At 48.7% G+C, this 24,823-nt stretch carries 18 protein-coding genes and 1 riboswitch; of the genes, 9 read left to right on the top strand and 9 right to left on the bottom strand.

The features are described 5' to 3' along the window. Positions 1 to 91 precede the first annotated feature (91 nt). Positions 92 to 1,801, bottom strand: a complete 1,710-nt coding sequence (gene hcp, locus FCL45_RS20105) for a hydroxylamine reductase (protein WP_136798027.1) — start codon at positions 1,799 to 1,801, stop codon at positions 92 to 94. Between the two features lie 420 nt (positions 1,802 to 2,221). Next, the gene (locus FCL45_RS20100) at positions 2,222 to 3,049 is read right to left on the bottom strand and encodes an alpha/beta fold hydrolase (RefSeq protein WP_136797946.1); all 828 of its coding nucleotides are present in this window, start codon (positions 3,047 to 3,049) and stop codon (positions 2,222 to 2,224) included. Between the two features lie 457 nt (positions 3,050 to 3,506). Further along, a riboswitch (cobalamin riboswitch) is annotated at positions 3,507 to 3,705 on the top strand. A gap of 1,122 nt (positions 3,706 to 4,827) precedes the next feature. Between FCL45_RS20100 and FCL45_RS20095 the strand changes: the two genes are divergently transcribed. From FCL45_RS20095 to FCL45_RS20085, 3 genes are all read left to right on the top strand, one after another. Continuing rightward, positions 4,828 to 6,999: an adenosylcobalamin-dependent ribonucleoside-diphosphate reductase gene (locus FCL45_RS20095; RefSeq protein ID WP_136797947.1), complete on the top strand. Its 2,172-nt coding sequence runs from the start codon at positions 4,828 to 4,830 to the stop codon at positions 6,997 to 6,999. Positions 7,000 to 7,154: 155 nt separating this feature from the next. Then, the gene (locus FCL45_RS20090) at positions 7,155 to 7,700 is read left to right on the top strand and encodes an SEC-C metal-binding domain-containing protein (protein ID WP_136797948.1); all 546 of its coding nucleotides are present in this window, start codon (positions 7,155 to 7,157) and stop codon (positions 7,698 to 7,700) included. A 15-nt stretch (positions 7,701 to 7,715) separates the two neighbouring features. Beyond that, complete coding sequence (locus tag FCL45_RS20085) at positions 7,716 to 8,120, top strand: VanZ family protein (protein WP_228721519.1); 405 nt, start codon at positions 7,716 to 7,718, stop codon at positions 8,118 to 8,120. 114 nt (positions 8,121 to 8,234) lie between these two features. Here the strand turns inward: FCL45_RS20085 and hemB are convergent, their stop codons facing one another. The 4 genes from hemB to FCL45_RS20065 form a co-directional block, all read right to left on the bottom strand. Next, the gene (gene hemB, locus FCL45_RS20080; protein ID WP_136797950.1) at positions 8,235 to 9,209 is read right to left on the bottom strand and encodes a porphobilinogen synthase; all 975 of its coding nucleotides are present in this window, start codon (positions 9,207 to 9,209) and stop codon (positions 8,235 to 8,237) included. A gap of 166 nt (positions 9,210 to 9,375) precedes the next feature. Next, a complete protein-coding gene (locus tag FCL45_RS20075; protein ID WP_136797951.1) occupies positions 9,376 to 10,743 on the bottom strand; it encodes a sigma-54-dependent transcriptional regulator in 1,368 nt (455 codons plus the stop codon). Between the two features lie 64 nt (positions 10,744 to 10,807). Next, entirely contained in the window at positions 10,808 to 13,108 is a 2,301-nt protein-coding gene (locus FCL45_RS20070; RefSeq protein WP_136797952.1) for a sensor histidine kinase, read from the bottom strand. Between the two features lie 83 nt (positions 13,109 to 13,191). Further along, on the bottom strand, positions 13,192 to 13,770 hold the full coding sequence (locus FCL45_RS20065; protein WP_136797953.1) for a DUF4390 domain-containing protein: 579 nt from the start codon (positions 13,768 to 13,770) through the stop codon (positions 13,192 to 13,194). Between the two features lie 605 nt (positions 13,771 to 14,375). Between FCL45_RS20065 and FCL45_RS20060 the strand changes: the two genes are divergently transcribed. Both FCL45_RS20060 and FCL45_RS20055 read left to right on the top strand, forming a co-directional pair. Continuing rightward, a complete protein-coding gene (locus FCL45_RS20060; RefSeq protein WP_136797954.1) occupies positions 14,376 to 14,765 on the top strand; it encodes a NifB/NifX family molybdenum-iron cluster-binding protein in 390 nt (129 codons plus the stop codon). 104 nt (positions 14,766 to 14,869) lie between these two features. Further along, positions 14,870 to 15,157: a DUF134 domain-containing protein gene (locus FCL45_RS20055; protein ID WP_136797955.1), complete on the top strand. Its 288-nt coding sequence runs from the start codon at positions 14,870 to 14,872 to the stop codon at positions 15,155 to 15,157. A 182-nt stretch (positions 15,158 to 15,339) separates the two neighbouring features. On the opposite strand, the gene FCL45_RS20050 is transcribed toward FCL45_RS20055, so the two are convergent. After that, the gene (locus FCL45_RS20050) at positions 15,340 to 16,926 is read right to left on the bottom strand and encodes a peptide chain release factor 3 (RefSeq protein WP_136797956.1); all 1,587 of its coding nucleotides are present in this window, start codon (positions 16,924 to 16,926) and stop codon (positions 15,340 to 15,342) included. 125 nt (positions 16,927 to 17,051) lie between these two features. Here FCL45_RS20050 and rfbB point away from each other — a divergent pair, with 125 nt between their 5' ends. Both rfbB and rfbC read left to right on the top strand, forming a co-directional pair. Continuing rightward, positions 17,052 to 18,128 carry a dTDP-glucose 4,6-dehydratase gene (gene rfbB, locus FCL45_RS20045; RefSeq protein WP_136797957.1) on the top strand — a complete coding sequence of 359 codons (1,077 nt, stop codon included), beginning with the start codon at positions 17,052 to 17,054 and terminating at the stop codon, positions 18,126 to 18,128. Between the two features lie 29 nt (positions 18,129 to 18,157). Continuing rightward, positions 18,158 to 18,703 (top strand): dTDP-4-dehydrorhamnose 3,5-epimerase, encoded by a 546-nt coding sequence (gene rfbC / locus FCL45_RS20040; protein WP_136797958.1) that lies wholly within the window; start codon positions 18,158 to 18,160, stop codon positions 18,701 to 18,703. A 1-nt stretch (position 18,704) separates the two neighbouring features. Here rfbC and FCL45_RS20035 read toward each other — a convergent pair whose 3' ends face one another. Together FCL45_RS20035 and FCL45_RS20030 are read right to left on the bottom strand one after the other, a co-directional pair. Next, complete coding sequence (locus tag FCL45_RS20035) at positions 18,705 to 22,388, bottom strand: AAA family ATPase (protein WP_136797959.1); 3,684 nt, start codon at positions 22,386 to 22,388, stop codon at positions 18,705 to 18,707. Positions 22,389 to 22,411: 23 nt separating this feature from the next. After that, on the bottom strand, positions 22,412 to 23,644 hold the full coding sequence (locus FCL45_RS20030; protein ID WP_136797960.1) for an exonuclease SbcCD subunit D C-terminal domain-containing protein: 1,233 nt from the start codon (positions 23,642 to 23,644) through the stop codon (positions 22,412 to 22,414). A gap of 344 nt (positions 23,645 to 23,988) precedes the next feature. On the opposite strand from FCL45_RS20030, the gene FCL45_RS20025 reads away from it, so the two are divergent. Together FCL45_RS20025 and FCL45_RS20020 are read left to right on the top strand one after the other, a co-directional pair. Next, a complete protein-coding gene (locus FCL45_RS20025; RefSeq protein ID WP_136797961.1) occupies positions 23,989 to 24,606 on the top strand; it encodes a LysE family translocator in 618 nt (205 codons plus the stop codon). A gap of 36 nt (positions 24,607 to 24,642) precedes the next feature. Beyond that, a complete protein-coding gene (locus FCL45_RS20020; RefSeq protein ID WP_167495798.1) occupies positions 24,643 to 24,804 on the top strand; it encodes a LiaI-LiaF-like domain-containing protein in 162 nt (53 codons plus the stop codon). The last annotated feature ends 19 nt before the right edge of the window (positions 24,805 to 24,823 follow it).

Below are 24,823 nucleotides of genomic sequence, written 5' to 3'. Positions count from 1 at the left end.
CGATCTATTCAGATAAAAGAGGCCTGCCCGACTCCAGGAAGGAGGAGAGGGCAGGCCGACAGAAAGGTATTACAAGGAGTAGTTACAATGGTTAGTTACCTTGCATCATAGCTGTAATATCTTCCTGCACTGTCGAGATCGGTTTTATGTCAAAGTTGTCCACCAGAACATTGAGAACATTTGGCGAAACAAACGCCGGCAGAGTCGGTCCAAGACGGATTCCCTTCACCCCCAGGTGGAGCAGGGCAAGTAGTACCGCGACCGCTTTCTGCTCATACCAGCCGAGATCAAATGAGATTGGCAGCTCATTAATATCTTCCAGCTCAAATACTTCTTTCAGTTTCAGGGCAATTACAGCGAGAGAATAGCTGTCATTACATTGACCTGCATCAAGAACTCGGGGGATACCGCCGATGTCTCCGAGGTTCAGCTTGTTGTATCGGTATTTCGCGCACCCTGCGGTCAGGATTACAGTATCCTCAGGAAGATTTTCGGCTAGCTCTGTGAAATAGCCACGCCCTTTTTGCCGGCCATCGCAACCGGCCATAACCACAAAGCGCTTGATTGCGCCTGATTTTACAGCATCAACTACTTTATCCGCTAAGGCGAGTACCTGATTGTGGGCGAATCCGCCTATCAGACTGCCGGTCTCTATGGCCTTTGGCGAAGCGCACTTCTTAGCCTGCTCGATAATGGCAGAGAAATCCTTGGCCCTGCTGTCTATCCTGTCGTCAATGTGCTGAACGCCCGGGTAACCGGTCATACCTGTCGTGTAGATACGATTCCTGTACGAATCCTTCACCGGTACAATGCAGTTGGTGGTCATAAGGATCGGGCCGTTGAAGGTCTCAAAATCCTTGTTCTGATGCCACCAGGAATCCCCGTAATTTCCCTTGAGGTGTGTATATTTCTTGAAGGTCGGGTAGTAGTTGGCCGGCAGCATTTCACCATGGGTGTAGATGTCGAGCCCCTGGCCCTCGGTCTGGATAAGGAGTTCCTCAAGGTCCTTGAGGTCGTGACCACTGATAAGAATTCCCGGCTTATCTCCTACTTCAAGGCTTACTTCTGTAATTTCAGGGTTGCCATAGGCAGACGTGTTGGCAGCATCAAGGGCTGCCATGGTGGTAACAGCGCATTCACCGGCTTTCAGAACCAGTGCAACCATCTCATCGACCGACAGATCCTCGGTTGTGGAGGCCAGCGCTTCGATCATGAAGTCATACACCTCATCCTTTTCAACTCCGAGAACAGCAGCGTGATCTGCATAGGCGCCGATACCTTTCAGACCAAGGATCAGCAGTTCTCTAAGAGAACGCACATCTTCGTCAGTGGTGGCGAGGACTCCGACAGTTGCTGCCTTTTCCTGATAAATGGTTTTATCCTGGGCAAACCAGAGGGCAGCTGCAGCGAGCTTGTCACTTTTGGAAGCTTCCTCTGATGGGTTCAGAAAATTGAGAAGTCTGGACCAGATTGACTGTTGAGCGCTGGTTGATTGCAGGCCGTCCAGTTGACGCTTCAGTTGCCTTTTAATGGTCTGGGAGCGGCCAATCCAGTTTTCAAGGCTTGTGTCATCGAAGTTAGCGTTGGTAATGGTAGTGAAAAGTCCCTGGGCAAGGAAAAGACCAACATTTGAATCTATTACAACCCCGGCTTCTTTCAGGTTTTTCGCTAGAACAGCAATTCCCTTGAGGTCAAAAATAAGAAGATCCTGCAGGTTTGCCGTGGACTCCTGCTTACCGCATACTCCTTTAACTGTGCAACCTGTACCCTTAGCGGCTTCCTGACATTGAAAACAGAACATTGCCATGATGGCTCCTTTTTCGTTGTGATGAGAGTCGTCGAACATTGACCAGTTGTGTGTTGTAGTTGAACAGCTGCAATGGTCGCTGGCGAAAACTGGTAGCAGACCGGTTGATACCGGTGCCTTGTGAATCATTTATGGTGCTAGTTATAGCAGAACGGCGGAATCTCTCTTTGACCTGGGTCAAATTTGATATTTTTTCTTAAAAAGAAACTGTAACTGTAGGTTGGACGTGGGATGTTGGACGTTGGACGGAACTGCTACTGCAAAAGTAACTGCAGGTTGGATGTAACTGCTACAGCCAGAGAAACTGCAAGTTGGACGTGGGATGTAACTGCTGCTGCAAAGGCAACTGAAACTGCGGGTAGTACGGGGAAAAAGACCGTGAGAAGTCAGGGGCTAGAGGTGAGGTGTCAGGAGTCAGGGGGATGCGTTTGTATTGGGTAAAAGAGTTGAGCTTGCTAAGAAAGAGGTGACGTAGTTCATGAAAATGTCGGGTTGTTCACTGTGCAGCCAGTGGCCGGCTTTTTCCACTTCGACCAATGAAGAGTTTGGGAAAAAGTGAATGCGGTCCTGTTCATGCTCAGGCAGATAATAGTTTGATTCGCCACCTTTGACAAACAGGGTGGGCACAGTGCAGGGTGCGTAAAGTTCCAGGTCTTCGAGGCCGGTCATCAGGTGATTAAGTGCGGATTGCAGCACGGGCAGGTTGGGTTTCCAGGCAAGTCTTTTATCAGAGTTACCTTGTCGGGTGAGGTTTTTGACCAGGAATTGTGCCAGGGACTCGTCGCCCAAAGTTTCACACAGTTGTTGCCTGACTGTTGCCCGGCTTGTATGGAGATGAAGATCTATCCCCAGCAAGGTTGAAATAAGATTGTCGTGGAATCCGCTGGTATTGAGATCGTAACGCGACGGGGCGATATCTACAATGATGAGTTTTTCGAGAAGTTCCGGGTTGAGCAGGCCGAAAATCATCGCGAGTTTACCGCCCATGGAGTGCCCGATAAGGGAGAATCTTTCCAGGTTATGTTGGGCTATGTATTCGAGAATATCCTCACACATGTCGGTATATCGATGGCTGGCCTTGTGTGGTGAACGACCGTGATTTCTAAGATCAGGAACATGGACACAATATCCTGAGTTGGCAAGGCCTTTGGCGATGCTCAGCCAGTTGTCAGACATGCCGAAAAGTCCGTGCAAAATAATGACGGGTTCACCTTGACCAATTATACGGGAGTAAAGTTTCATCGGGAGATAACGAGGAATAGTTCTGCGTGTATATGCTTCACACTAGAATAATCATACAATCTTTTCTGGTTCCCAATAGAGCCAAGCCTGAAACGGTGAGGAGACAGGCATAAAGTGTGAGGCATGACAGATGAGTGAATAACCCCTCACAAATCGTAAGCTAAGCTTTTAGTGGTAATTATATAATATTTTAACCGTAACCACCTGTATCAATGGAAATATACCAGTCTGTTTAGCAGGTTGCCTCATATTAATTTTTATATTGGGCTCTTCAGGGTAAGGCGAAGAAGAGGGGACGTTTGGGCAAATTATCAGTTTACTATGTACATGATATCACGCCAACAGGCTGATGCTGCAGGGAAGTTGAAAAAATTGTACTCTAAGAGAGAATATATTGGACGAGTCCACGATATAGAGGTATAGTCTTTTGGTAATACATTATATGGTATGTTTATCGAAGTGTTGGAGTTTGTGTGGTTCTGATTCAGCTGTGCTGAAAACGTGAAAAGGGAATCCGGTGAGAGTCCGGAACTGTCGCGCAGCGGTAAGCGGGAACGAAAGTCACCAGAGAGCACTGGGTTTGCCCGGGAAGCGGTGACGAGTAGGTGCTTTTAATGCCCGTGAGTCCGAAGACCTGCCATGCAAACGAACTGGCATTTGGCCTTGTGTATTTGTGTAACTCATCACCTCGCGATAAGGGAGAGTAACCGTGTCCCAGTCCATTCAGTATTTTTGTGAATTAGAACGAGTAATTTCCTGTTTGTCTCCGCTGTATATTCGACCGGTTCCCAAAGAACAGGTGCTTTACTATGCCATAGCTATGACTGCCAAACTGTAGCAAAACACACAGTTTTCGGTTTCTTGACGCAACCGAGTGTGTTTTCTCCGGTATCAGTGCGGTAATGCTGTGTTGTCTCTGGTGTCCTGGAGGCAGGGGAGATAGGTGTTGGGTCGTGGATCGAAAATTACACTGTCTGAAGCGTACGGCTCTACGTACCTCAGTCTATCAGGGACAACGAATACAGGTAATTGCCGGCCGAATCGCGTTGGTTTTGTCCCACACACCCAAAACCTGGAGGATGAGGATGGAAAAGAATGTGATTGCCAATATGAAACAAGGACTGCTGGGAACCCGTGATTGGGACTCGTTTCAAGCAATTATGAGGAAAGCCCATGGAGCTCTCCATAAACAGCAACGAAAAGTATGTCACATAAAGGTTCGACAAGAAAGAAGAATATAATAATTTTGTAAGTCGGCAGTGATAGTTTGATGGTGCCCAAGCCAAGTGCCAGTTATGCATAGAGTGGGGCACATCGACAGGAACTGCCGACATCCAATGCGCTGCAAAACTGTTTTTGGGGTCTGGAGAAGGCAGTTGTTGGCGGATGTAAGTCATTTTTTAAGACTGTGCGTGAAGCACCTCTGATTGCAACGGGATTGAGTTCAATTTTTACCTTGAAAAAAAAATATCAGGCTGGTTGTCTAGCGCACTCACAGACCTCCTGGCACGGAGCGCCCAATGTCACAGTTGTTTGCCGGACTCAAGAGATTTGCTAGGTGCTGTAACAATATTGATTCCCACAACATATTGTAGTTTCTTGTTGAGCATACCATAAATGTAGGGTATAAGCTGGTGTGTGTCGGTTTTGCCGTCACACGATTTTGTTCTGAATTTCGCATGTTTACTTCGGGGAAAAGAGACAGTTCTGTGCAAAAAGCAAGGGCGTGATTCAGTTGAACTTTCATAACCATTATGAGTAAGAGAAGAGAGGAGTGTATGGCACCTGATTTGACCAAGCAGGAATTGACGAGTACCGCAGAAACTGTCCTGGCCCGGCGGTATTATCTCAAAGATGGCGAGGGGAAGCCTGTTGAAACCTGGGAATCTTTATGCCGCAGGGTTGCACAGGCTGTCGCGGAGGTGGATAAGGGGAGTCCTGCTTACGAAGAGATGAAAGAAGGCTTCTTCCATATGATATATCACATGGATTTTCTTCCTAATTCTCCTTGTCTGATGAATGCCGGAACTGATATCGGGCAACTTTCCGCCTGTTTCGTTCTCCCCGTGGAAGATTCCATGGATGGCATTTTCACAGCTATCCGCAATGGTGCTCTGGTCCATAAGACCGGTGGTGGAACCGGTTACTCCTTTTCGAGGCTGCGCTCGAAGAATGCTTCTGTACGATCAACCCAGGGGGTGGCTTCCGGTCCTCTCTCGTTTGCGGCGGTTTTTGATGCTGCGACCGAAACCATTAAGCAGGGTGGTAAGCGCCGCGGAGCGAACATGGGTGTGCTCCGGGTCGATCATCCTGATATTATGGATTTTATCTCTGCTAAAGAGGATCAGAATCGTTTCAACAACTTCAACTTCAGTGTCGCCATTACCGATGTCTTCATGAAGGCGGTGGAAGAGGGCACAGATTATGAGTTGATCGAGCCTTCAACCAAGCAGGTTGTTCGCAGCCTGGATGCCCGGGGAGTCTTTGAAAAGATAATTGATCTTGCCTGGCATAATGGTGAACCCGGCGTTCTCTTTATTGATACCGCGAATAAGGCCAACATGACTCCGCAACTGGGCGAGTTCGAAGCAACGAACCCGTGTGGGGAGCAATGGCTGTTACCATATGAGAGTTGTAACCTCGGTTCGATTAATCTGGCGAACTTTGTGGTCAACGGCGCTATTGATTATGACCGCCTGAGAACCATTGTCGCGAGTGCGACGGTATTTTTGGATAACGTGATCGACTGTAACCGTTTTCCGATTCCCGAAATCGAAGAAATGACCCTGAAGACGCGCAAAATCGGCATGGGAATTATGGGACTCCACGACATGCTGATTCAGTTGCAGATTCCCTATGCGAGCGAAGAAGGCCGCAAGGTTTCAGGTGAGGTGATGAGCTTCATTCGTGAGGCTGCAGCAGCTCAATCCGAGAAACTTGCCGAAACCAAGGGAGCATTTCCTGCTTATGACTCTAAATTTAATGATTATGCGCCAAGAAGGAATGCTGCACTGACTTCTATTCAGCCCACAGGCACAGTCTCAATGATCGCAGATTGCGCTTCCGGCTGTGAGCCCTATTTCTCCATCGTCATGATCAAGCATGTCATGGACGGTGATCGTTTAATGATGGTCAACAAACTCTTTGAGAAAATAGCCAGGGAGGAGGGCTTTTATTCTGAAGAGTTGATGAGCAAAGTCGCTGATTCCGGGACTGTTATTGGCCATGAGGAGATTCCTGCAAGGTGGCAGGAAATTTTTCGCACTGCCCAGGATATTGGTCCGGAGGATCATATCGGCATGCAGGGTGTTCTCCAGCAAAACGGAGTGGACAGTTCAATCTCCAAGACAATCAACCTGCCAAACAGCGCGAGTCGCGATGAGGTAAAGCTCTCGTATATCACCGGCTATCAGCTGGGATGCAAAGGATTGACCGTTTATCGTGACGGTTCCCGTGATTCCCAGGTACTGAACACCAAGGAAGCGTCTCAGCGGGATGATAGCGTTATAGTGGGCGAGAGCGGTCTGGTGAAAAATAACCTCCCGGATACCCTTGATGCCAAGCGCTACCGTGTGAAAGATCAGGATCAGAAATCGGTCTATATAATTGTCTGTTTTGATGAGAATGAAAAGCCGATGGAGGTTTTCGCCAAATTCCCATTTGACAACCGGGTTGATCTCAAGGACAAATCGACAATGTGGACCACCACGTGCCGCCTGGTTTCGCTCGCCCTTCGCTTCAATGTACCGATGGACGAGATTATCAAGCAACTGGACCGCTCAAGTGGACATATGCTTGACCTTCCCGCTCAATTGGGTAAGCTGCTGAAATCTTTCCTCGCAGGTACCCAGCGCGGTTTTTCCAGTACCTGTCCCGAGTGCTCAGGAACGCTGGTTTTTGAGGAAGGTTGTGAAACATGCCACGATTGCGGATACAGTAAGTGTGCGTAATAGGTTGCGGTTGTGAGTTTGCTCCGGGAATGGTTGTGCTCCACCTGACATTAAGCCCTGTATAATAGGCGGGACTGTATTACAGTTGCTATTTGCAGGGATAAGGTGAGTATCTGACTGAGTCCGGAGCCATAAAGTTTTATGTAAGGTGAACCATGACGAAAATTGGCAGGAATGAGAAATGTCCGTGTCAGAGCGGTAAAAAGTATAAGCATTGTTGTGCACGAAAGGATGAGGCAGCGCGTCCGAGACAACTGACCCCCGCGGAACAGATCAAGATAACCCTGATGGGTGGTGTTGAGGCGATTCAGGAATTAGCTGTCACGCGTGAGGCGGCGGTGAAGGAGATTGGTGTCTTTTTCTTTTACTCAACGGAAAAAGGTGACGCCTGGTTGCTGGAGATGACCGATTGCGATTGCGTGCAGCTGGCAAAAGACGGTGAGCGACTCGCAGCACCAATTGATGAAAACCCTGAAACAATTGAAGTCAACTGGAGCCACACTTTTAAGTTTGTGGACAAGAAGTTGCAACTTACAGCCTATGCAGACCGCAGTGTCATGGTTCTTGAAGATGCTCCAGCACAACAGGCGAACGCGATGCTGCGCAGGATCAGAAAGAAGTTCAGCCCCGAGCAGCTTCGCCAGGTCCATGCTGATCCGTCAGAGCATGCTGCCGATACTGCCGATACAAGTGCTGCCTAGAGTTTGTAATTGAAGATGTTATCTGCATTTCGCGTGATCCCCATGGTTTTGATGATGGGGATCATCTTCTTCCTCTCCAGTAAAACCGGAGATTCCTTCAAGGTTCCTTCCTTCCCCGGTATTGATAAAATAGCCCACGCGTCCATTTATGGTGTTTTGGCTGTTACTGTGATTTTTGCCCAGAGTAAAAAGAGCCGCGAGCGGAAACCGCTTCAGGTGATACTGATCACAGTCATTGCCTGTCTTCTCTACGGTATTTCCGATGAATTTCACCAATCAATGGTGCCGGGCAGATTTCCCAGCGGCCTTGATATTGCAGCAGATGTCTGCGGGGCAACGGTAGTTTGTGTGGGATGGATCTGGTGGCGCAATCGCGGCCAGAAACTCAAAGCCAGGGGGCAATCAGCGGATTCCGCGTAGATTAAGGGTGCCTGAAGGACGGCAGAGGTGATTTGAAGAGCAGATGTCACGGCGCAGTGCCGTAAAGAAAAGGGAACCTGAAGCAGGTTCCCTTTTTTGTTGCCTTAATACTAATCAGCTTTTGAGCAGTTTTGCCATTTCTTTGGCGAAATAGGTGACAATGATATCCGCTCCTGCACGTCGGATAGAAAGCAGGGTCTCCGCCATTACCTTTTCACCGTCAATCCAGCCGTTTGCAGCGGCAGCTTTGACCATGGCATATTCGCCGCTAACGTGGTAGGCGGCAATGGGCAGATCAAATTCATCACGCAGTTTAGAGATGACATCAAGGTAGGCGACTGCAGGTTTGACCATCAGGATATCTGCCCCTTCATCCACGTCAAGGGTCGCCTCACGCATGGCTTCACGTACGTTTGCCGGGTCCATCTGGTAGCTGCGCCGATCGCCAAAAGACGGGGCACAGTCAGCGGCTTCACGAAACGGACCGTAAAATGCGGAAGCATACTTTACCGTGTGGCACATGATCGATACGTTCTCGAAATTGTTTTCATCAAGGCTGGCGCGAATTTCGGCTACACGGCCGTCCATCATGTCTGATGGTGCGAGCATGTCAGCGCCTGCCTGGGCGTGGGAGAGAGCGACCTTGCATAAAATTTCAAGCGTTGCATCGTTATCCACCTCTTTATTGATCAGGCAACCACAGTGGCCATGATCAGTGTATTCGCAAAGGCAGACATCGGTGATGACCATAATCTCAGGTACTTTCTTTTTCAGTTCTTTGATCGCCCGCTGGATAATTCCATCCTTGATATGAGCGCCGGTTCCCACGGGATCTTTTTTCTCAGGCAGGCCGAAAAGCATGACGGACTTAATGCCGAGCGAAAGACATTCTCTGGCCTCGGCTGCAAGCAGGTCAACGGTAAGCCGGGAGACACCAGGCATTGATGCGACATCTTCTTTTTTATTTTTTCCCGGAATGACGAAAAGCGGGTGGACAAGCTGGGCGGCATGCAGGTGAGTTTCCCGCACCATTGAGCGTAGTGAATCGTTTCTGCGCATTCTGCGTGGTCTATATTCTGGAAAAACCATGTCGGCTCCTGTAGGTTTTCCCTGGTTTCTGGAGCCGCGGCGTAGTGACCTGCAACTCCAGATTGCCCAGGGGGTGTTAGAAAATATGTATATGACGCTGTCGGTTCAACACTCAGATAGAGTGATTGAAGAACAACACGTTTTTTCGCGTGAAAAGATAGTCCCGCTAATTGATGATGTCGAGACTTTTCAGTTTTTTATGCAGATGACTGCGTTCAAGGCCAACCTGTTCCGCCGTTTTAGAAATATTGTTGTTATTTTGTTCCAGTTTAAATTTCAGATATTCCTGTTCAAACAGTCGCTTCGCCTCTTTAAAATCCGGTGCAAGCAGGTGGGCAATGGAGGAACCGGAGCTGGCCATTACACCGCTACCTGCCGGGTTGAGGAAAAGGCGGATCATTTCGCCATCAATGGTCTCGTCCGGGCACATAATAGCGAGTCTTTCCACAAAATTTCGCAGTTCCCGGACATTCCCGGGCCAGCTGTGTTCCATCATTGCCTGGTAGGCATCTTCGGTAAATATCTTTCGATTGAGCCCTTTGCCGACGATACCATCCATGAGCGTCTGGACCAGTTCAGGGATGTCTTCAAGCCGGTCGCGTAATTTGGGCATATTGATCGGAACAACGTTAAGGCGCCAAAAGAGGTCTGCACGGAAATTGCCGTTCTCAATTTCTTCTTCAAGATTTTTGTTGGTTGCAGCGAGCACCCGGACATGGACCTGGATGGTTTTATTGCCGCCAACCCGCTCAAACTTCTGTTCCTGGAGGATGCGCAGAATCTTAGCCTGGGTTTTCATACTCATATCGCCGATCTCGTCAAGGAACAGAATGCCCCCGTCGGCCTGGTCAAATTTGCCCTGTTTACTGGTGTGCGCGCCGGTGAATGAACCTTTTTCATGTCCAAACAGCTCGGATTCGATCAGCTCTTCGGGGATGGCGGCGCAGTTGACCTCTATCATCGGCCTGTTACGCGAGCTGGAGAGCTGGTGAATGGACTGGGCGACTAATTCCTTGCCGGTACCGTGATCTCCACGAATCAATACCCAGGCGTCGGTTGGCGCTACCATCTCGATCTGGCTGCGGATGGCGCTTATGGCCTGCGACTTGCCGGTAATCTGGCTGGGCCGGGCAGTGGTTTCTCTGAGTAACAGGTTTTCCTGCTCAAGCTGGGCAAAGCGAAGTCCGTTTCGGATAGCCAGGATTATCTTGTCGTAGGAGAGCGGCTTTTCTATGAAATCAAAGGCACCACTCCTGGTTGCCTGTACAGCAGTTTCAATAGTGCCGTGGCCGGATATCATTATAACCGGCAGGTTGAAACGCTCTTTGATAATGGGCAGGGCGGTCATGCCATCCATACTGTCCCCGAGCCAGATGTCGAGAAGGATCAGGTCTATTCGCTCCTCATCAAGCAGGGCCAATCCTTCTTCCGCTGAAGAAACAGCACGGGCAGAGAATCCTTCATCCTCTAAAATTCCTGAAAGAGTCTGCTGAATGCTGAGTTCATCGTCAATTATGAGAATGGTTTTGCTCATGAAATATTACCTGGCTGATATGATATGCATAGGCTGACGGTAACTGGCTGCGAGGATTGACCTGCTAGCCAATGGGCTCTTTCTGGTCAACCATTGGCAGTTCTATAGAGAATACTGAACCTTTTGGCTGGTTGTTTCGCACTCGAATGTAGCCACCGTGGTCAGAAACTATAGTAGAGACGATGGCAAGCCCCAGGCCTGTGCCACTTTTTTTGGTGGAGAAGTAGGGCTCAAAAAGTTTGAGCTTGTTTTCCTTGCTGATCCCCGGGCCGGTATCGCTTACTCGAATATAGATGGAATCAGTAGAAAAGTCCGGATCAAGTTCCAGTCTAATTTTACCGCCGGCAGGTAAAACTGCAACCGCGTTATCGAGCAGGTTAATGATACAGCGTTTAATCTGTTCCGCATCAAAGTTGAAAATAGGGATCGGTCCAGTCTTGGTGAGCTCGAATTCGATATGTTTGTGTGCCTGGCGGTAGAGGACAAGAGTGTCCTGAGCAAGGCTATCCAGGTCTGCAGGTCCTTTCTGCACTTTCGGCATTCGTGCGAACTGGCTGAACTCACTTACCAGACGCTTCAGTTCATCTACCTGGCCAATAATGGTATTGGTGCATTGGTCAAAGACCGAGTCATCTTCTTTGAGTATCTCCGGATACCTTCTGCGGAGCCGTTGGGCAGAGAGCTGAATTGGTGTAAGCGGATTTTTTATTTCGTGGGCTATTCGTCGTGCAACTTCGCGCCAGGCAGCGACCCTTTGTATTTTCTCGATCTTGGTGAGGTCGTCAAAGACCAGAACATAGCCAAGAGGTGTTTTATTCTCATCCTCAAGCCGGGTAAAGTGGATCAGGAGAGAGAAGTTTTTGCCGATCACATTGAGTCGGAGATGTTTTTCTATTGAGATCTTTCCGGATTGTGAGAGTTCATCGATAAACCCCTGGATAATCTCTGCCTGTTCTCTGGAAAGTACCTGACGGAACGTTCTGCCGATAAACATGTTTTTATCGATACTGAGAAGTTCTTCGGCAAAGCGGTTGATGGTTGTTATCCGGTTTTTGATATTGAGTGATATGACCCCGGCACTGACGTTTTGCAGAATGATTTCCGTGTAGCGGCGACGTTGCTCAGATTCCTGGGAGCTATGTTGCAGTGCCGTATGGGTTTCAGCAAGCTGCTTGGTGCTGCTGTTCAGGTTGGTGGTCATCTGGTTGAAGGAGTTGACCAGATGGCCGATTTCATCATTGCTGTCGCTCTCCATCTCGAACTCCAGGTCACCTTCTGCCACACGTCTGGTGGCGATAACCAGTTTTCCCAGTGGTTCGGTGATTCCTTTGGAAATATAGAGACCAAACCAGATTGAGGCAAAGATTATCAGCAGGGTGACGATCAGCAGGATAATAAAGATCCAGAACTTGAACGGGTCCTTGAAATGTTTGAGCTGCCTGTATCCCTCGATTCCTTCGGAAATGATGCGCATCTTTTCCAGTCTGTCGCTTCTCACCAGGATGGAGGTGGTAAGGAGGGCAGTGGTCTCCGGGGTGAGGGCGATTGTGCGGACACTGCTGACCAGATCGCCGAGGTTGGTTTCCTGAATGATCACCTCATGTTCACCGCTGTGCTGGGCTTTCTGGCGGACAGTAACTGGGATATTGGGAAGGACTATGTTGTTGATATTGGGGCTGGTCTGGGAAATACGAAGCCTGGGGTTGTCGGCCACGATACGTATAATATCAGGTCCGTAAGTCGAGGTATCGGCAACCAGTTCTTTAATGATTGTAGCTATGCCCTCAGTTGTCTGCTGTTTCCCTGGTGCTGCGGCCAGCTTTCTGGCTACACCGTTGTTCATCAGACTGGCCTGGTCTGAGGTGTGGTGGAGTATGGATTGAGCCAACTCGAGTGATTCCTGTAAAGAGTCATCAACATTGGAGTTGAACCAGTAGTCCATACTGGTGGAGACAAATTGAAGTGAAACGAAAAACAGCAGGATAGTCGGGATCAGGGTCAGCGAGAGGAAAGAGGCAATAAGTTTGGTCTTGAGTTTGCTGCCGGGCCTGTTGATCCTGCGCTCAAAGAGGAGTTCTGCCAGGCTGCGAAGTACCAGAAAAAGTACAAAAAGAACCAGCAGGACGTTGAGGTTGATCAGACCGAAAATCAGAATGTTACTGCTGAAGGGCAGTGTCTCCTCGTTTCGATACAGTACGCCCTGCAGAAAAATGAATATTGGGATAAGAGCCAGACATATTCCTATGACCCAGCGGACAAGTTTTCTCTTTTGCTGTCGCTGTTCAGGCGAATACTTATCTGAGAAAGTTGTCTCCGTGGCAGGAGTGTTTTCCGGCTGCTCTTTATGAGTGCGTTTGCGTGTCACCAGTTCGGGTACGTTGATGTGGGACTGTGTTGTCTGTATTTAAGCGGTTTTCTGTAGCTATCCATTTTTCAGACCAGATGCCATTAATATGTGAATTCTATGCTGTGCCAGTCGGTGGTCTTATCCCACCAGGAAAAGAACGGCATAATACGATGCAGGCTGAGCGGCAAGGTCTTCTTGAACAGGTCTGCCCGTATCCTGAGCTGGTATGTTTGGTTCGGGGTAAGTTTTTCCAATGACATGACCTGTACTCCGTTGATCTCGTTCATGGTTCGCTCTGCCGCACTCAGAGAGCTATGGAACGATGATTTATTATGTATTTCTCCTAACTCCACGCGGTAGCTGTCCTTGAGAATGTCATAGGTCATGGTGTGCTGAAACTCCATGTTGGTCAAGAGCAGATTCTTGCCCTGGTTTTCTTTCCGGTAGAGATCGACGAAGAATGAAAATTCTACAGGAATACCGCTTCTCAGCCCGGAAATCATCTCGTCAGTAAGGGTATTATTTAAAACACCGAAAAGAATAAGGTGGGTCTGGGATGAGGTCGCGATGAGGTCTGAAAAGGTGACGCTGTCACTATTCTCTTCACCGGAAAAGCATAATGGGCTGAGAGCACCTAAAAAAAATAATAGAAAGATGAGAGATAAAAACTTTTTGCGCATAGTGTGAAGCGGGAACCTGTATACTGGCAGATATCAGATACGATTGCAGCCAGGGTATATTTTATGATTGCTATGCCGTCTAGATCTGACGAAGTTTCAAAGTATATTCTTTGATATCTGTAATCTAGCAGCTAAGAGTCAGCTGGAGTCAGCCCTTTTTCCCCAGCCCGGTGTTATCGGGAGAAAAGGAATGTTCTAAATATTACGTATATGGGCCACCTCGATTATCTTTTTCCATGCCCCGGTGTCCCGCACGCGTGCCTGTTTTGTCAAAAAAAAAGGCCTAACCGTAGATAATGTTAGATTAATTTACCCGAAACGGGGTGGCATGTCCATCGCCTGCTCAGGTCTTGAACTGAATAATGACCTGATAGCAGAATACAATGAAATGCCTTGACCTGACATCTGAACGGAGGTATTGTGTGCATATGCCCACTCAGTGGCAGTTTGCCACAGTCGATCGGTGTTATCTGCGACGTAGTGTAGATCATATACTATATAAAGAATAGAACAACACTCAAGTAGATGTGGTGTATCTGATTGAAAAAGTGAGTTGAGAGAAAGAAGGTAAATTAATTCTGGCTAACAAGGAAAGGAAGAGAAATATGAAAATTGCTGTCCCTACAAATAATCCAGGCGGGCTTGATGCTGAAAGATCAGACCATTTCGGTCATTGTGACCTGTTCACTGTTATCAGCCTGGAACCAGGCAGTACTGTAGCTGAAGTGGCAACTATCGAAAACGGAGGCCATGAAGCCGGTGGCTGCATGACGCCTGTGAAGTTATTGTCTGATGCCGGCGTACAGGCAATTGTGGTCGGTGGTATGGGAGCCAGGCCTATGCAGGGGTTTTCCCAGGCGGGCATCGACGTTTATTTTGCAGATCGCACGGTGGCGGTTACAGTAAAGAGCGTCGTCGAGCTTTTTGTTGAAGACAAGCTCCCGAAGATGCATGCGACCCAGGTCTGCAAAGGCTCAGGAAACTGCCAGCACTGAGAATTTGCAATTTAAGGCCATCGGCTGTATAAAGGTGCATTACTACAAATGACCGGTTTTGCTTTTGACTGAGCAAAACCTACACATCAGGTTTGTAATTTATTATGTCGCCGAGACCAAAAAAAACACGTAATTGTGAAGGGAACTTCTGTGGGGATGCCTATAAACCTACCGGTATTCCGCTTGTAGAACTTACTCAAATTGAGCTTCACAGAGATGAGTTGGAAGCCCTCCGACTTTGTGATTCCGTCGGCCTGACCCAGGAAGAGGCGGGTCAGAAGATGGGGGTTTCACGAGGGACTATCCAGCGTATTCTCACTGTGGCTCGAAAGAAAACATCAACCTCGCTCTCGCAGGGCTATGCTATTATTTTCGTTGATGACGAGGAATGACCCTCCTGTCACGTACCTGTTGTGAGCAAAAGGTGGTAGACACCTGGCCGTGCTTCTTATCGTAAAGCGATCAGGGAGACGGCATGTGAAAAAGCCGGCAACTACAACTGAAATATCAGTGTAGTTGCCGGCTTTTTCATATTAGGGCCTGAAGTAATCGGCGGTATCTGTTGAGACAAACCTTATACGTTTTCACGTGTCTTCATAAATTCTATCTCAGGCCATTTTTCCATGTGGAAATTGAGCATCCAGCCGCTTTGAGCAAGAAAAGTGAGAAATCCTTCTGAGTCATGGGCCAGTGCATCCTGGTTTTTTCTCTCGAACTCCTGCAACTTTTTCTTGTCATCACATCGTACCCAGCGGGCGGCCTGGTAGTCGACCGGTTCGTATATGGCATCAACGCCATATTCGTTTTTCAGCCGGGCCATCGTGACTTCAAACTGCAACACACCAACCGCACCCATTACGTAGTCAGAACCAATCATGGGGCGGAATACCTGAATTGCTCCTTCCTCGGCCAACTGCACCAGACCTTTTTGTAGTTGCTTCATCTTGAGCGGATTTTTCAGCAGCACCCTGCGAAAATGTTCCGGGGCAAAGTTGGGAATGCCGGTGAATTTCAGTTCTTCCTTCGGGGTGAAGGTGTCACCGATCTTGATTGTGCCGTGGTTGTGTAAGCCAATGATGTCTCCGGGCCAGGCCTCTTCGACGTTGGCACGTTCCTGGGCCATAAAGATGGTGGCGTTGGCGAGGGTAATGTCTTTCCCGAGTCGATGGTGCTTAACCTTCATCCCGCGGGTAAATTTTCCGGAGCAGATCCTGAAAAAAGCGATGCGGTCACGGTGGGCCGGATTCATGTTCGCCTGGATTTTAAAAACAAACCCGGAGAAAGTCTCTTCTTCCGGCGATACAACCCTGGTTTGAGCCTCGCGCGGACCGGGTGTGGGAGCCATTTCAACGAAGGCATCCAGCATTTCCTGTACACCGAAATTGTTAATCGCGCTGCCGAAGAATACCGGTGTCTGACTCGCTTTCATATAATGATCATATTCAAACGGGTTAGCCGCTCCTTCCAGCAGTTCAATATCTTCACGGAGTTCCTGGGCCTGGATACCGAGCAGTTCGTCAAGCTTTGGATCGTCAAGATTTTCTATGGTGACCGTCTTGATATCCCGGGTCTCCTGACCTGGGGTGAAGAGATGGAGTTTTTTCTGGTAAAGATTGTATACTCCCTTGAAATTTTTACCCATACCGATCGGCCAGGAGAGCGGGGTGCACTCAACCTGGAGTTTTTCCTCAATCTCTGCCATTACATCGAGTGGATTCATACCCTCACGGTCAAGCTTGTTGATGAAGGTAATAATCGGTGTATTCCGCATCCGGCAAACTTCCATGAGTTTCTCGGTCTGGGCCTCTACGCCTTTGGCGCTGTCGATCACCATGATAGCCGAATCGACCGCTGTCAGAACTCGGTAGGTATCCTCCGAAAAGTCCTGATGGCCAGGAGTATCGAGGAGGTTCACCTCGTAATCGCGGTAGGTAAACTTCATCACAGAGGTGGTAACAGAAATACCACGCTCCTGCTCGATGGCCATCCAGTCACTGGTGGCGTGACGCTCTGCCTTTCGCGACTTGACGGCACCGGCCATATTGATGGCGCCACCAAAAAGCAGCAGCTTCTCTGTCAGGGTAGTTTTACCGGCATCGGGGTGACTAATGATACCAAAAGTCTTACGCTTCTTTATTTCGGATAGGAGTTGTTTGCTCATAATTAACTGTTATTTGATACAGATAGTACTTTCTTTTACGTCTCTGTGATATTATAAGGACAAGCTGAAAATCAGCTGAAGGATAGGCGCTTTTTCCCATATTGCAACCAGAAAATAGATACTTTATGAAAAATAGACGCTCAGCATTGGTAACAGGTGGCTGTGGATTTATCGGTGCAAATTTTGTTAGCCTTATTTTACAGGCTTGCCCGGAGTGGCGGGTAATCAACCTCGATAAGCTCACCTATGCCGGTAATTTGCAGAATTTACAGGGTATAGAGGAGGACGAACGATATAGATTCGTCAAGGCGGATATTTGTGATTCGGCCAGGGTTGAAGAGCTTTTCAAAGAAGAGCGGATCGACACAGTTGTCCATTTTGCCGCAGAGTCGCATGTTGACCGCTCTATCCTGGGACCTGCCGAGTTTATTCAGACCAATATAATAGGCACCTTTGCCTTGCTTGAAGCTGCCCGAAAGAGTTGGCAGAGTGATTCATGGCAAGGGCCTGAACCATGTTTTCTGCATGTCAGTACCGACGAGGTGTACGGTTCTCTCGGTGATACCGGGTATTTTACTGAGTCAACTCCGTTTGACCCGCGCTCACCGTACTCTGCTTCAAAAGCCTCTTCAGATCATCTGGTAAGTGCCTACTTTCACACCTATGGCCTGCCGGTTCGAATAACCAACTGTTCGAACAATTATGGACCATACCAGTTCCCGGAAAAACTCATACCTCTCATATTTAACAACAGTATGCACGGAAAGTCATTACCGGTATATGGTGATGGCAAGAATATACGTGATTGGCTTTATGTGGAAGATCATTGTGAAGCGATTGTCGAGGTGTTGAAGAACGGTGAGAATGGTAAAAGTTACAATATCGGCGGCAATAACGAGAAGCAGAATATCGAAGTTGTGACGCTCATCTGCGATATTCTCGACAGAAAGATCGGGCTGCCGGAAAGTGGAAAACCGCGACGTTCGCTGATAACCTATGTTGCTGACCGGTTAGGTCACGACCGGCGTTATGCCATAGATGCAACCCGCATCCGGGAAGAGCTTGGCTGGGAGCCCAAAATGACCTTTGAGCGGGGAATCGAAAAGACCATCGACTGGTATCTGGCAAATCAGGAGTGGGTGGCCAATATTGTGGATGGCAGTTATCAGAAGTATTACCAAGAGATGTATGAGGCCGAATAAGGCGAATTTTTTACGAGTTTGTAACTGAAATGAATATAATTCCCACAGAATTGCCGGAAGTTTTGCTGCTCGAGCCGAAGGTCTTTGGTGATGACCGCGGTTTTTTTCTGGAGAGCTTCAACCAAAAGCAGTGGCAGCAGCAGACAGGTCTTGAGACCAATTTCGTACAGGACAATCATTCCCGATCAGCCCGGGGCGTATTGCGTGGCATCCACTACCAGATTAAGCAGCCCCAGGGGAAACTGGTCCGTGTTGTGGCCGGAGAGGTGTTTGATGTAGCGGTCGATCTGCGCAGGTCGTCACCAAATTTCGGACGTTGGGTTGGTATGGTTCTGAGCGAAGAGAACAAACGGCAACTCTGGGTGCCGCCGGGTTTTGGCCATGGCTTTCTCGTGCTCTCCGGGAGTGCCGATTTTCTGTACAAGGCAACCGATTATTACGCGCCGGAGCACGAACGTTGCATCCGTTGGGACGATTCAGAGCTGAACATCAGCTGGCCGGCAGGCATCGAACCGCAATTATCAGCCAAAGATGCTGAAGGGGTGGCTCTGGCCGAGGCAGAAGTTTACCCATGATTCATAACACTCCCGGGCCGCTCAGGGTACTGAGGCCGCCTGCTCCCTTTTTTACCTGGATACGGGTTGAGATTCTTTCCTGGAGTCCACTGATATGAGAGATAACTCCGATCAGCTTGCCATTTTGGTGGAGGCCGCTCAGGGTATCCAGCGCAGTCTGTAACGCTTCATCATCCAGGGTGCCGAAGCCTTCGTCGAGAAAAAGGGAATCTACTTGCACTGTATTGCTGGCCATGTTGGAAAGGCCCAAGGCCAGTGCCATACTCACAATAAAACTCTCGCCACCCGAAAGGTTTTTGGTCGATCTCATTTCCCCGGCCTGATAGTTATCTATCACCTGGAGTTCTAAAGGCAGCTGGGTATTGTGCACAAGCAGGTAGCGATCGGTCATCTGCTGGAGACTGATATTGGCGTGATGGATCATTAATTCAAAGGTGAGTCCCTGGGCGAAATTGCGGAATTTTTTACCGTCGGCTGAACCGATCAGTTCATGGAGTTGAGACCAGTGTTCCAGAACCTCTCTTTGCCTGGTCAGTTGACCAAGTTTTTGCTGATGCAATCTCTGCTGCTGCTCGTTGGTTTTCAACTGCTGGCTAAGCGCGCCGGAATCATGTGTCAGCTCCTTGAGTTCACTGGTGAGCTGATTCTGCTCTTCCTGCAGTTCAGAGGTCGAGCGTTCAGTGAGTTTTTTCTGCTGCTCGATGGTAAGCTTTGCTTGAGTATTGTTGAGAAGATGCCGGAGCTTTTCGATTTCACTTTCTCTCTTTTTCAAGATATCAACCTGCTCGGCAAGTTTGTCCGGCTCAATATGCGAAGCGAGATAATCAGCCTCATCGGCAAATCCGGCAGCCTGCAGGTGAATTTCATGCTGCTGTGATTGTTTTCTCAGATCGTCTTCTCTTACCCTGATACGCTCGTTCAAGCTGGTATGCCGTTCAGTGAGCTTAGCCTGCTCTTTCAAGAGCGCTTCATTTTTGACAGAGAGGTTGTTAAATCGCTCCTCGAGGAGCGTTTTCTTTTGCTGTCGTTCTTTCAGAACCGTATCAGGATCTCGCTCACCGAAGAGATCCTTTCTCTTTTGAGTCAGCTGGTCCAGATGTTCCTGGTGCGAGTTGAGGCGTTTGCCGACCAGAGTCAGTTGTTCTTCGAGCGCTGCAGATTGAGTTTCCAGTCTGGTTTTTTCGTTATGATGTTTTTGAAAATTCAGAGCCAGCTTCTGTTCACGGGCTTCTGCATGGAGCCATTTCTCTTTTCGATTATTCAGTTCCACTAACAACTCAGGGAGAATGAGAGAAAAATTAGAACCCTGAAGAGACTTCGGCACGAATGGTGTGAGATAGGTCTGCAATTTCTCGAATTGCTCTTTAAGCTCCGTGCTGTATTCTTTTTGATTTTGCAGAAGCTGATCATGGAGCCGTACAAGATGGTCCTGTTCGTGCATCTGCTTTTGGAGTGAGCGATCGGCCTCGGTTACTTTTTTGTTGGTTACATCAAGTTTGGTGCTGAGATTTTCACCAGTTTTTTTCAGCTGAAGACAGTGCTGTTGCACTTCATGCAATTTTCGAAGACGCTCATTGAGCTGGTGCTGTTGATCCTGAAGATGTCCGACGAAGTCAGGGCCTGTAGATATGTTAAGCTCTTTGGCGAGCTGATCACATCTGGTGCGTCTCATCTCTATCGATTGTTGCAATTCAGCCAGAGTTTGTTGCAACTGCTCTATTGTTGCAGAAGTGACCGCGGCCGTATTGGTCAACCCTGAGAGTTGCTGCAGGCTCTTTTCAAGAAGAGCCTGTTCCTGCTTGAGCAGTTTTTCCTCATCATCGACCTGGAGACTGCCGGAGGACAGATATGGGTGTTCAGTTGCCCCGCATAACGGGCAGGGACTGCCAGGCTGCAGTTTGTTTCGCTCTTCTTCAAGGCTTTCAACCTTGGCTGCCAGACGCAGAACACGTTCCTGCTGCTGAACAGCCTTGGCCTGCTGTTGGTATTCCTTTTGCGCCGCTTCAATCTGTACATTGAGCTGGATTCGTTTTTCGTCCTGTTGTTTCAGCAGCGTGTTCGATCTGTCCAATTTTGTAATTTCTTCTGCCAGCTCACGGCGGTGGTCGAGCAGCTGGTTGATACGTTGTGTATTTGCCTGAAGCGTGCCCTCTTGTTGAAAGAGTTCTTCTATGCTGTGAAGAGTGTGCTGTTTCAGGAGATTGGCCAGATTGTCCTGAATACCCTGGGCCTCTTGTTGCAGCTCATTGAATTGGCAGGTGAGTTCTTTTACCTGCTTTTGTTTGGCTTCGACCTGCCGTGCACCTTTTTCGCGCTGTTGTACTCCGGCTGCGATTTGCTGTTTGAGAGAAGCATTTCTTTGGTCAAGTTGGAGATACCTGTTGCTGTACTGCTCTATTCCGCTCAACTCTGATATAAGCTGTTTATCAACTCTGTTGTCGGAGAAATAGCTGACAATGGATGCATTTTCCTTTTCGATCCCGGTGAGTTCATCAAGAGTAATGCGGGATTTAGTGAGAAGAGAAGTCTGCTGGTTGAGTGCTGCCTCACGCTCTTTTTGGGAATCACTCAATTGCTTACAGGTCAGGGTGATCTCTTTATCGAGCTCGCGCACCTGACGTATTATCAGCTCCAGTTCTCTATCCTCTAGAGACTGTGTGGCAAGTTCCTGCTGCAAGGTAGTGCGGCCAGCCTGGGTGGTGTTGATAGTTTCAGCAAGCTTCTGAAGGTCGCGGGCGGTCAGCGCATGTTCTTGCCTTTCTTTCTCCTGTAATGCGCGGGTTGTCTTGAGATGCTCGTAGCCTGGCCTGATCTTTTCGGCTTTTTCGGCCCGCATGAGCTGATTACGCCGGGGGGCCAGTTGTTGCCATTCATCCGTGGCAGACGAAAGTTGCTGGTTTTGTTCAGTGATTTCCTTTGCAAGCTGGTCCTGAGCCTGCAGCCAGTCAAGCTTGTGTCGTAGCTCGTTTATTTTCTTTTCTAAAAGCTGACTTTTGATGAGAAGTTCCTGGCGGCGACTTTCAATTTCTGAAACCTGTTCAGGCATTAGAGGTATGAAGCCATCACACTCACTTTGCAACTTATCGAAGGTAGTCTGGGTGCGCGTCTTGATCTCATGAACTTTTCTTGATATCTGACTGTAAACTTCTGTACCTGTAATCTGTTCCAGGATTGGAGCGCGTTCATCAGGCCGAGCGTTGAGAAAAGTGTTGAACTCACCTTGCGCCAGGAGAATAGAGCGGGTGAATTGTTCGTAGCTCATACCGGTCACGGCAATAACCTTTTGCTCCACTTGTTTCTTACGTGATTCAAGTACCTGGTTGGTGTTGCCATCCACTATCTCATGACGGGAAGGCTGAAGCTCCCCATCTGCCGATTTTCGGGATCGATGCTGAGCCCAGTGACAGCGGAATTTCCCCCTGGCTGTGGAGAACTCGACTTCTGCCCAGCATTCACCGGTCTGCCTGGTCATGATCTCGTTACTGGTCTTGTTTACCCTTTCCAGTCGAGGAGTTTTGCCGTAGAGCGCGAGGCAAATGGCGTCTAAAATAGTGGTTTTCCCAGCGCCTGTCGGTCCGGTTATGGCGAAGATGCCATTGGAAGAGTATTCTCCGGCCGTCAGGTCAATAGACCAGTTGCCGGCAAGGGAGTTGAGGTTACAAAAGCGAATCTGGAGAATTTTCATAATAAATAATTTATTACAGCAGGTTACTGTGCTTGGGAGTCTTCATCGTTGAGCTCCTGCACGGTCTGGCGAAAGAGATCGAGCAGTAGCTCAGACTGCTTCTCTGGAATCTCCTGGGCCTGAAGACACCGGCAAAAGACATCTTCCTCGCTCATCTCCTCCAATGTTTCCTGTGGTGACTGTCGTTCCAGTACCCGCTCTTTCAATCTGTTGTTGACTATACGCAAGACTTCGATCGCGCTGTCGGCAATACCCTCGGCAACGATCTGCTGCAGGCTGGCTATAACTTCGTCGCCATCGTAGAGGATTTCTACCCAGACAGATTCTCCAAGTGTTGTCAGTTGGTCGAGTTGCTCCGGAATAGACTGGGCATTACCGGTAATACTTTTAAGCTTTTGCCAACGAGGGACTGCAATTTCGGTGATATGTGGTTCGGATGCGGCCAAGTCTATAACAAGCACTACTTTATCTTTTTCTGCTTCGTGAAACCCCATGGCAAGCGGTGCGCCACTGTAACGGAATCTGGTGTTGCCGCCAACTCTCTGGGAACTGTGCAGGTGGCCCAGTGCAAGATAAGCGATTGCCTCAGGGAAAATGGTGCCGTCAACATGAACCAGGGAGCCGACGTATAAATCCCGAACCCCATCTCCTTCCACCTTGGTTCCGCCTGCGGCAAAAAGGTGACCGGTGGCAACGATTGGCGGAGGAGCGTGTGAACAATCCGCCTGGATTGAAATGGCATGTTCGCAGACCGCCTGGTAGTGGCCGGCAATGCCTTCGATAAGATTATTATTCTTGGCCTGATGGTCTTCACCCGCTGCTGCGCTACGGACATCCCGGTCGCGGAGATAGGGAACAGCGCAGACGATCAGCTCTGTGTCACCACTACTGTCTTTCAGGAGCAACACCTCGTCTTCGATTTTTTCTGGTGCGCTGCCTACGACATGAACCTGAAAGGTCTTTAAGAGCTCTTTCGGGGCGTCGAGAAGGGAGGGGGAATCATGGTTTCCACCAACTATAACTATGTGGCGACACCCAGTAGAGGCAAGCGAGTGGAGGAAATGATAGTAAAGTTGTTGCGCTCGATTGCTTGGCGTTCCAGTGTCGAAAATGTCACCTGCAACAATAAGCGCCTCGATTTGCTGGTCGGCGATCTGGTTGGTGAGCCATTTGAAGAAAGCCGAGAACTCATGATATCGTTTTCGGCCATACAGGGTGCGGCCGATGTGCCAGTCAGAGGTGTGGAGAATTTTCATAAAGAGTGAACGAATGTAAACGGTTGACCGTCAATGGTGAACGGCTGTGGCAAGAAACAACTATACTGGGTTGTACGGAACATGAAAATTAAATTCTCAGCGGTCAGAACCGTTGACAGCCTCCAGCAATAGGAATAAGTATAGTGTTCCACAGGGAATATTCAATGCTTTGCCTTGTTGCAGAGACCGCGGGAGTCGTTGCCGGTATACTCGCGGGGGCAAAATCATCAATAATCGGTCAATTCCTCTGTAGTTGGAGTGATCAAACCTCAAGCCGGTCGCAATCCGGCATTTCGCATTGAGCACAGGTAACTGAGTTCTGTGCTGTAAGGGAGTCATACGTCATGGGGCTGGAGAGTGCAATCACCTTTGTCATTGCTATATTTATTTTCGCAATCACCCCGGGACCTGGGACATTCGCTATTATTGCCCGGGCTCTGGTGTCGGGTTCCTCCTCGTGCGTCACTCTTTGTTTCGGGATGGCCATCAGCGATGTGGTCTATCTGTTTCTGGCCTGTCTGGGCTTGGCGACAATTGCTGAAAATTACGGAACTGTCTTTACCATAATCCGTTTTGCCGGTGCCATTTATCTGTTCTACCTGGGCTGGAAAATGTGGACCACTGAAGTGAAGATGGAGTTCGCGAAGGAGCGTGAAAATCCCAAGGGGCATTGGGGAGGATTTATCCAGGGTTTTCTGATCTCTGCCTCAAACCCCAAGGTTATTCTGTTTTATATTGCATTTTTACCATCGTTCATGGATCTCACAGTTCTTTCGATGGCAGATATAATCGTTGCAGCCGGACTCACCATCGTTGCATTGATGCTGGGTTTGATGCTGGTTGCAGTATTTGCTGGTTCTGCCCGAAAAATGTTTCGTTCTGAACGTTCAATGAAGAGACTCAACCGAACGGCGGGAAGTGTGATGGCTGGTGCCGGGATATATCTGGCCACCAACGGTTGAGTTCAGTGAATAGAAAAGTGATTTATCGAGGAAGATATGAGAGCAAGTATTGGTCCGATTCTCCTGATTATTGTTGGCGCATTGTTGCTGCTTTCCAATCTGGATTTGATTCATTTAGGGGATTTACGATTAATTTTGAAAAAGTGGTGGCCTGCGTTGTTAATCGTTATCGGAGTGTTGCAATTACGTAAAAAGTGATAGCCTGCATTTTTCATGG

The sequence above is a fragment of the Desulfosediminicola ganghwensis genome, assembly GCF_005116675.2.
In the GTDB taxonomy this organism is placed as follows: domain Bacteria; phylum Desulfobacterota; class Desulfobulbia; order Desulfobulbales; family Desulfocapsaceae; genus Desulfopila; species Desulfopila ganghwensis.
Note: the sequence above shows the minus strand (reverse complement) of the source record. Positions and strands in the feature narration are given on the sequence as shown.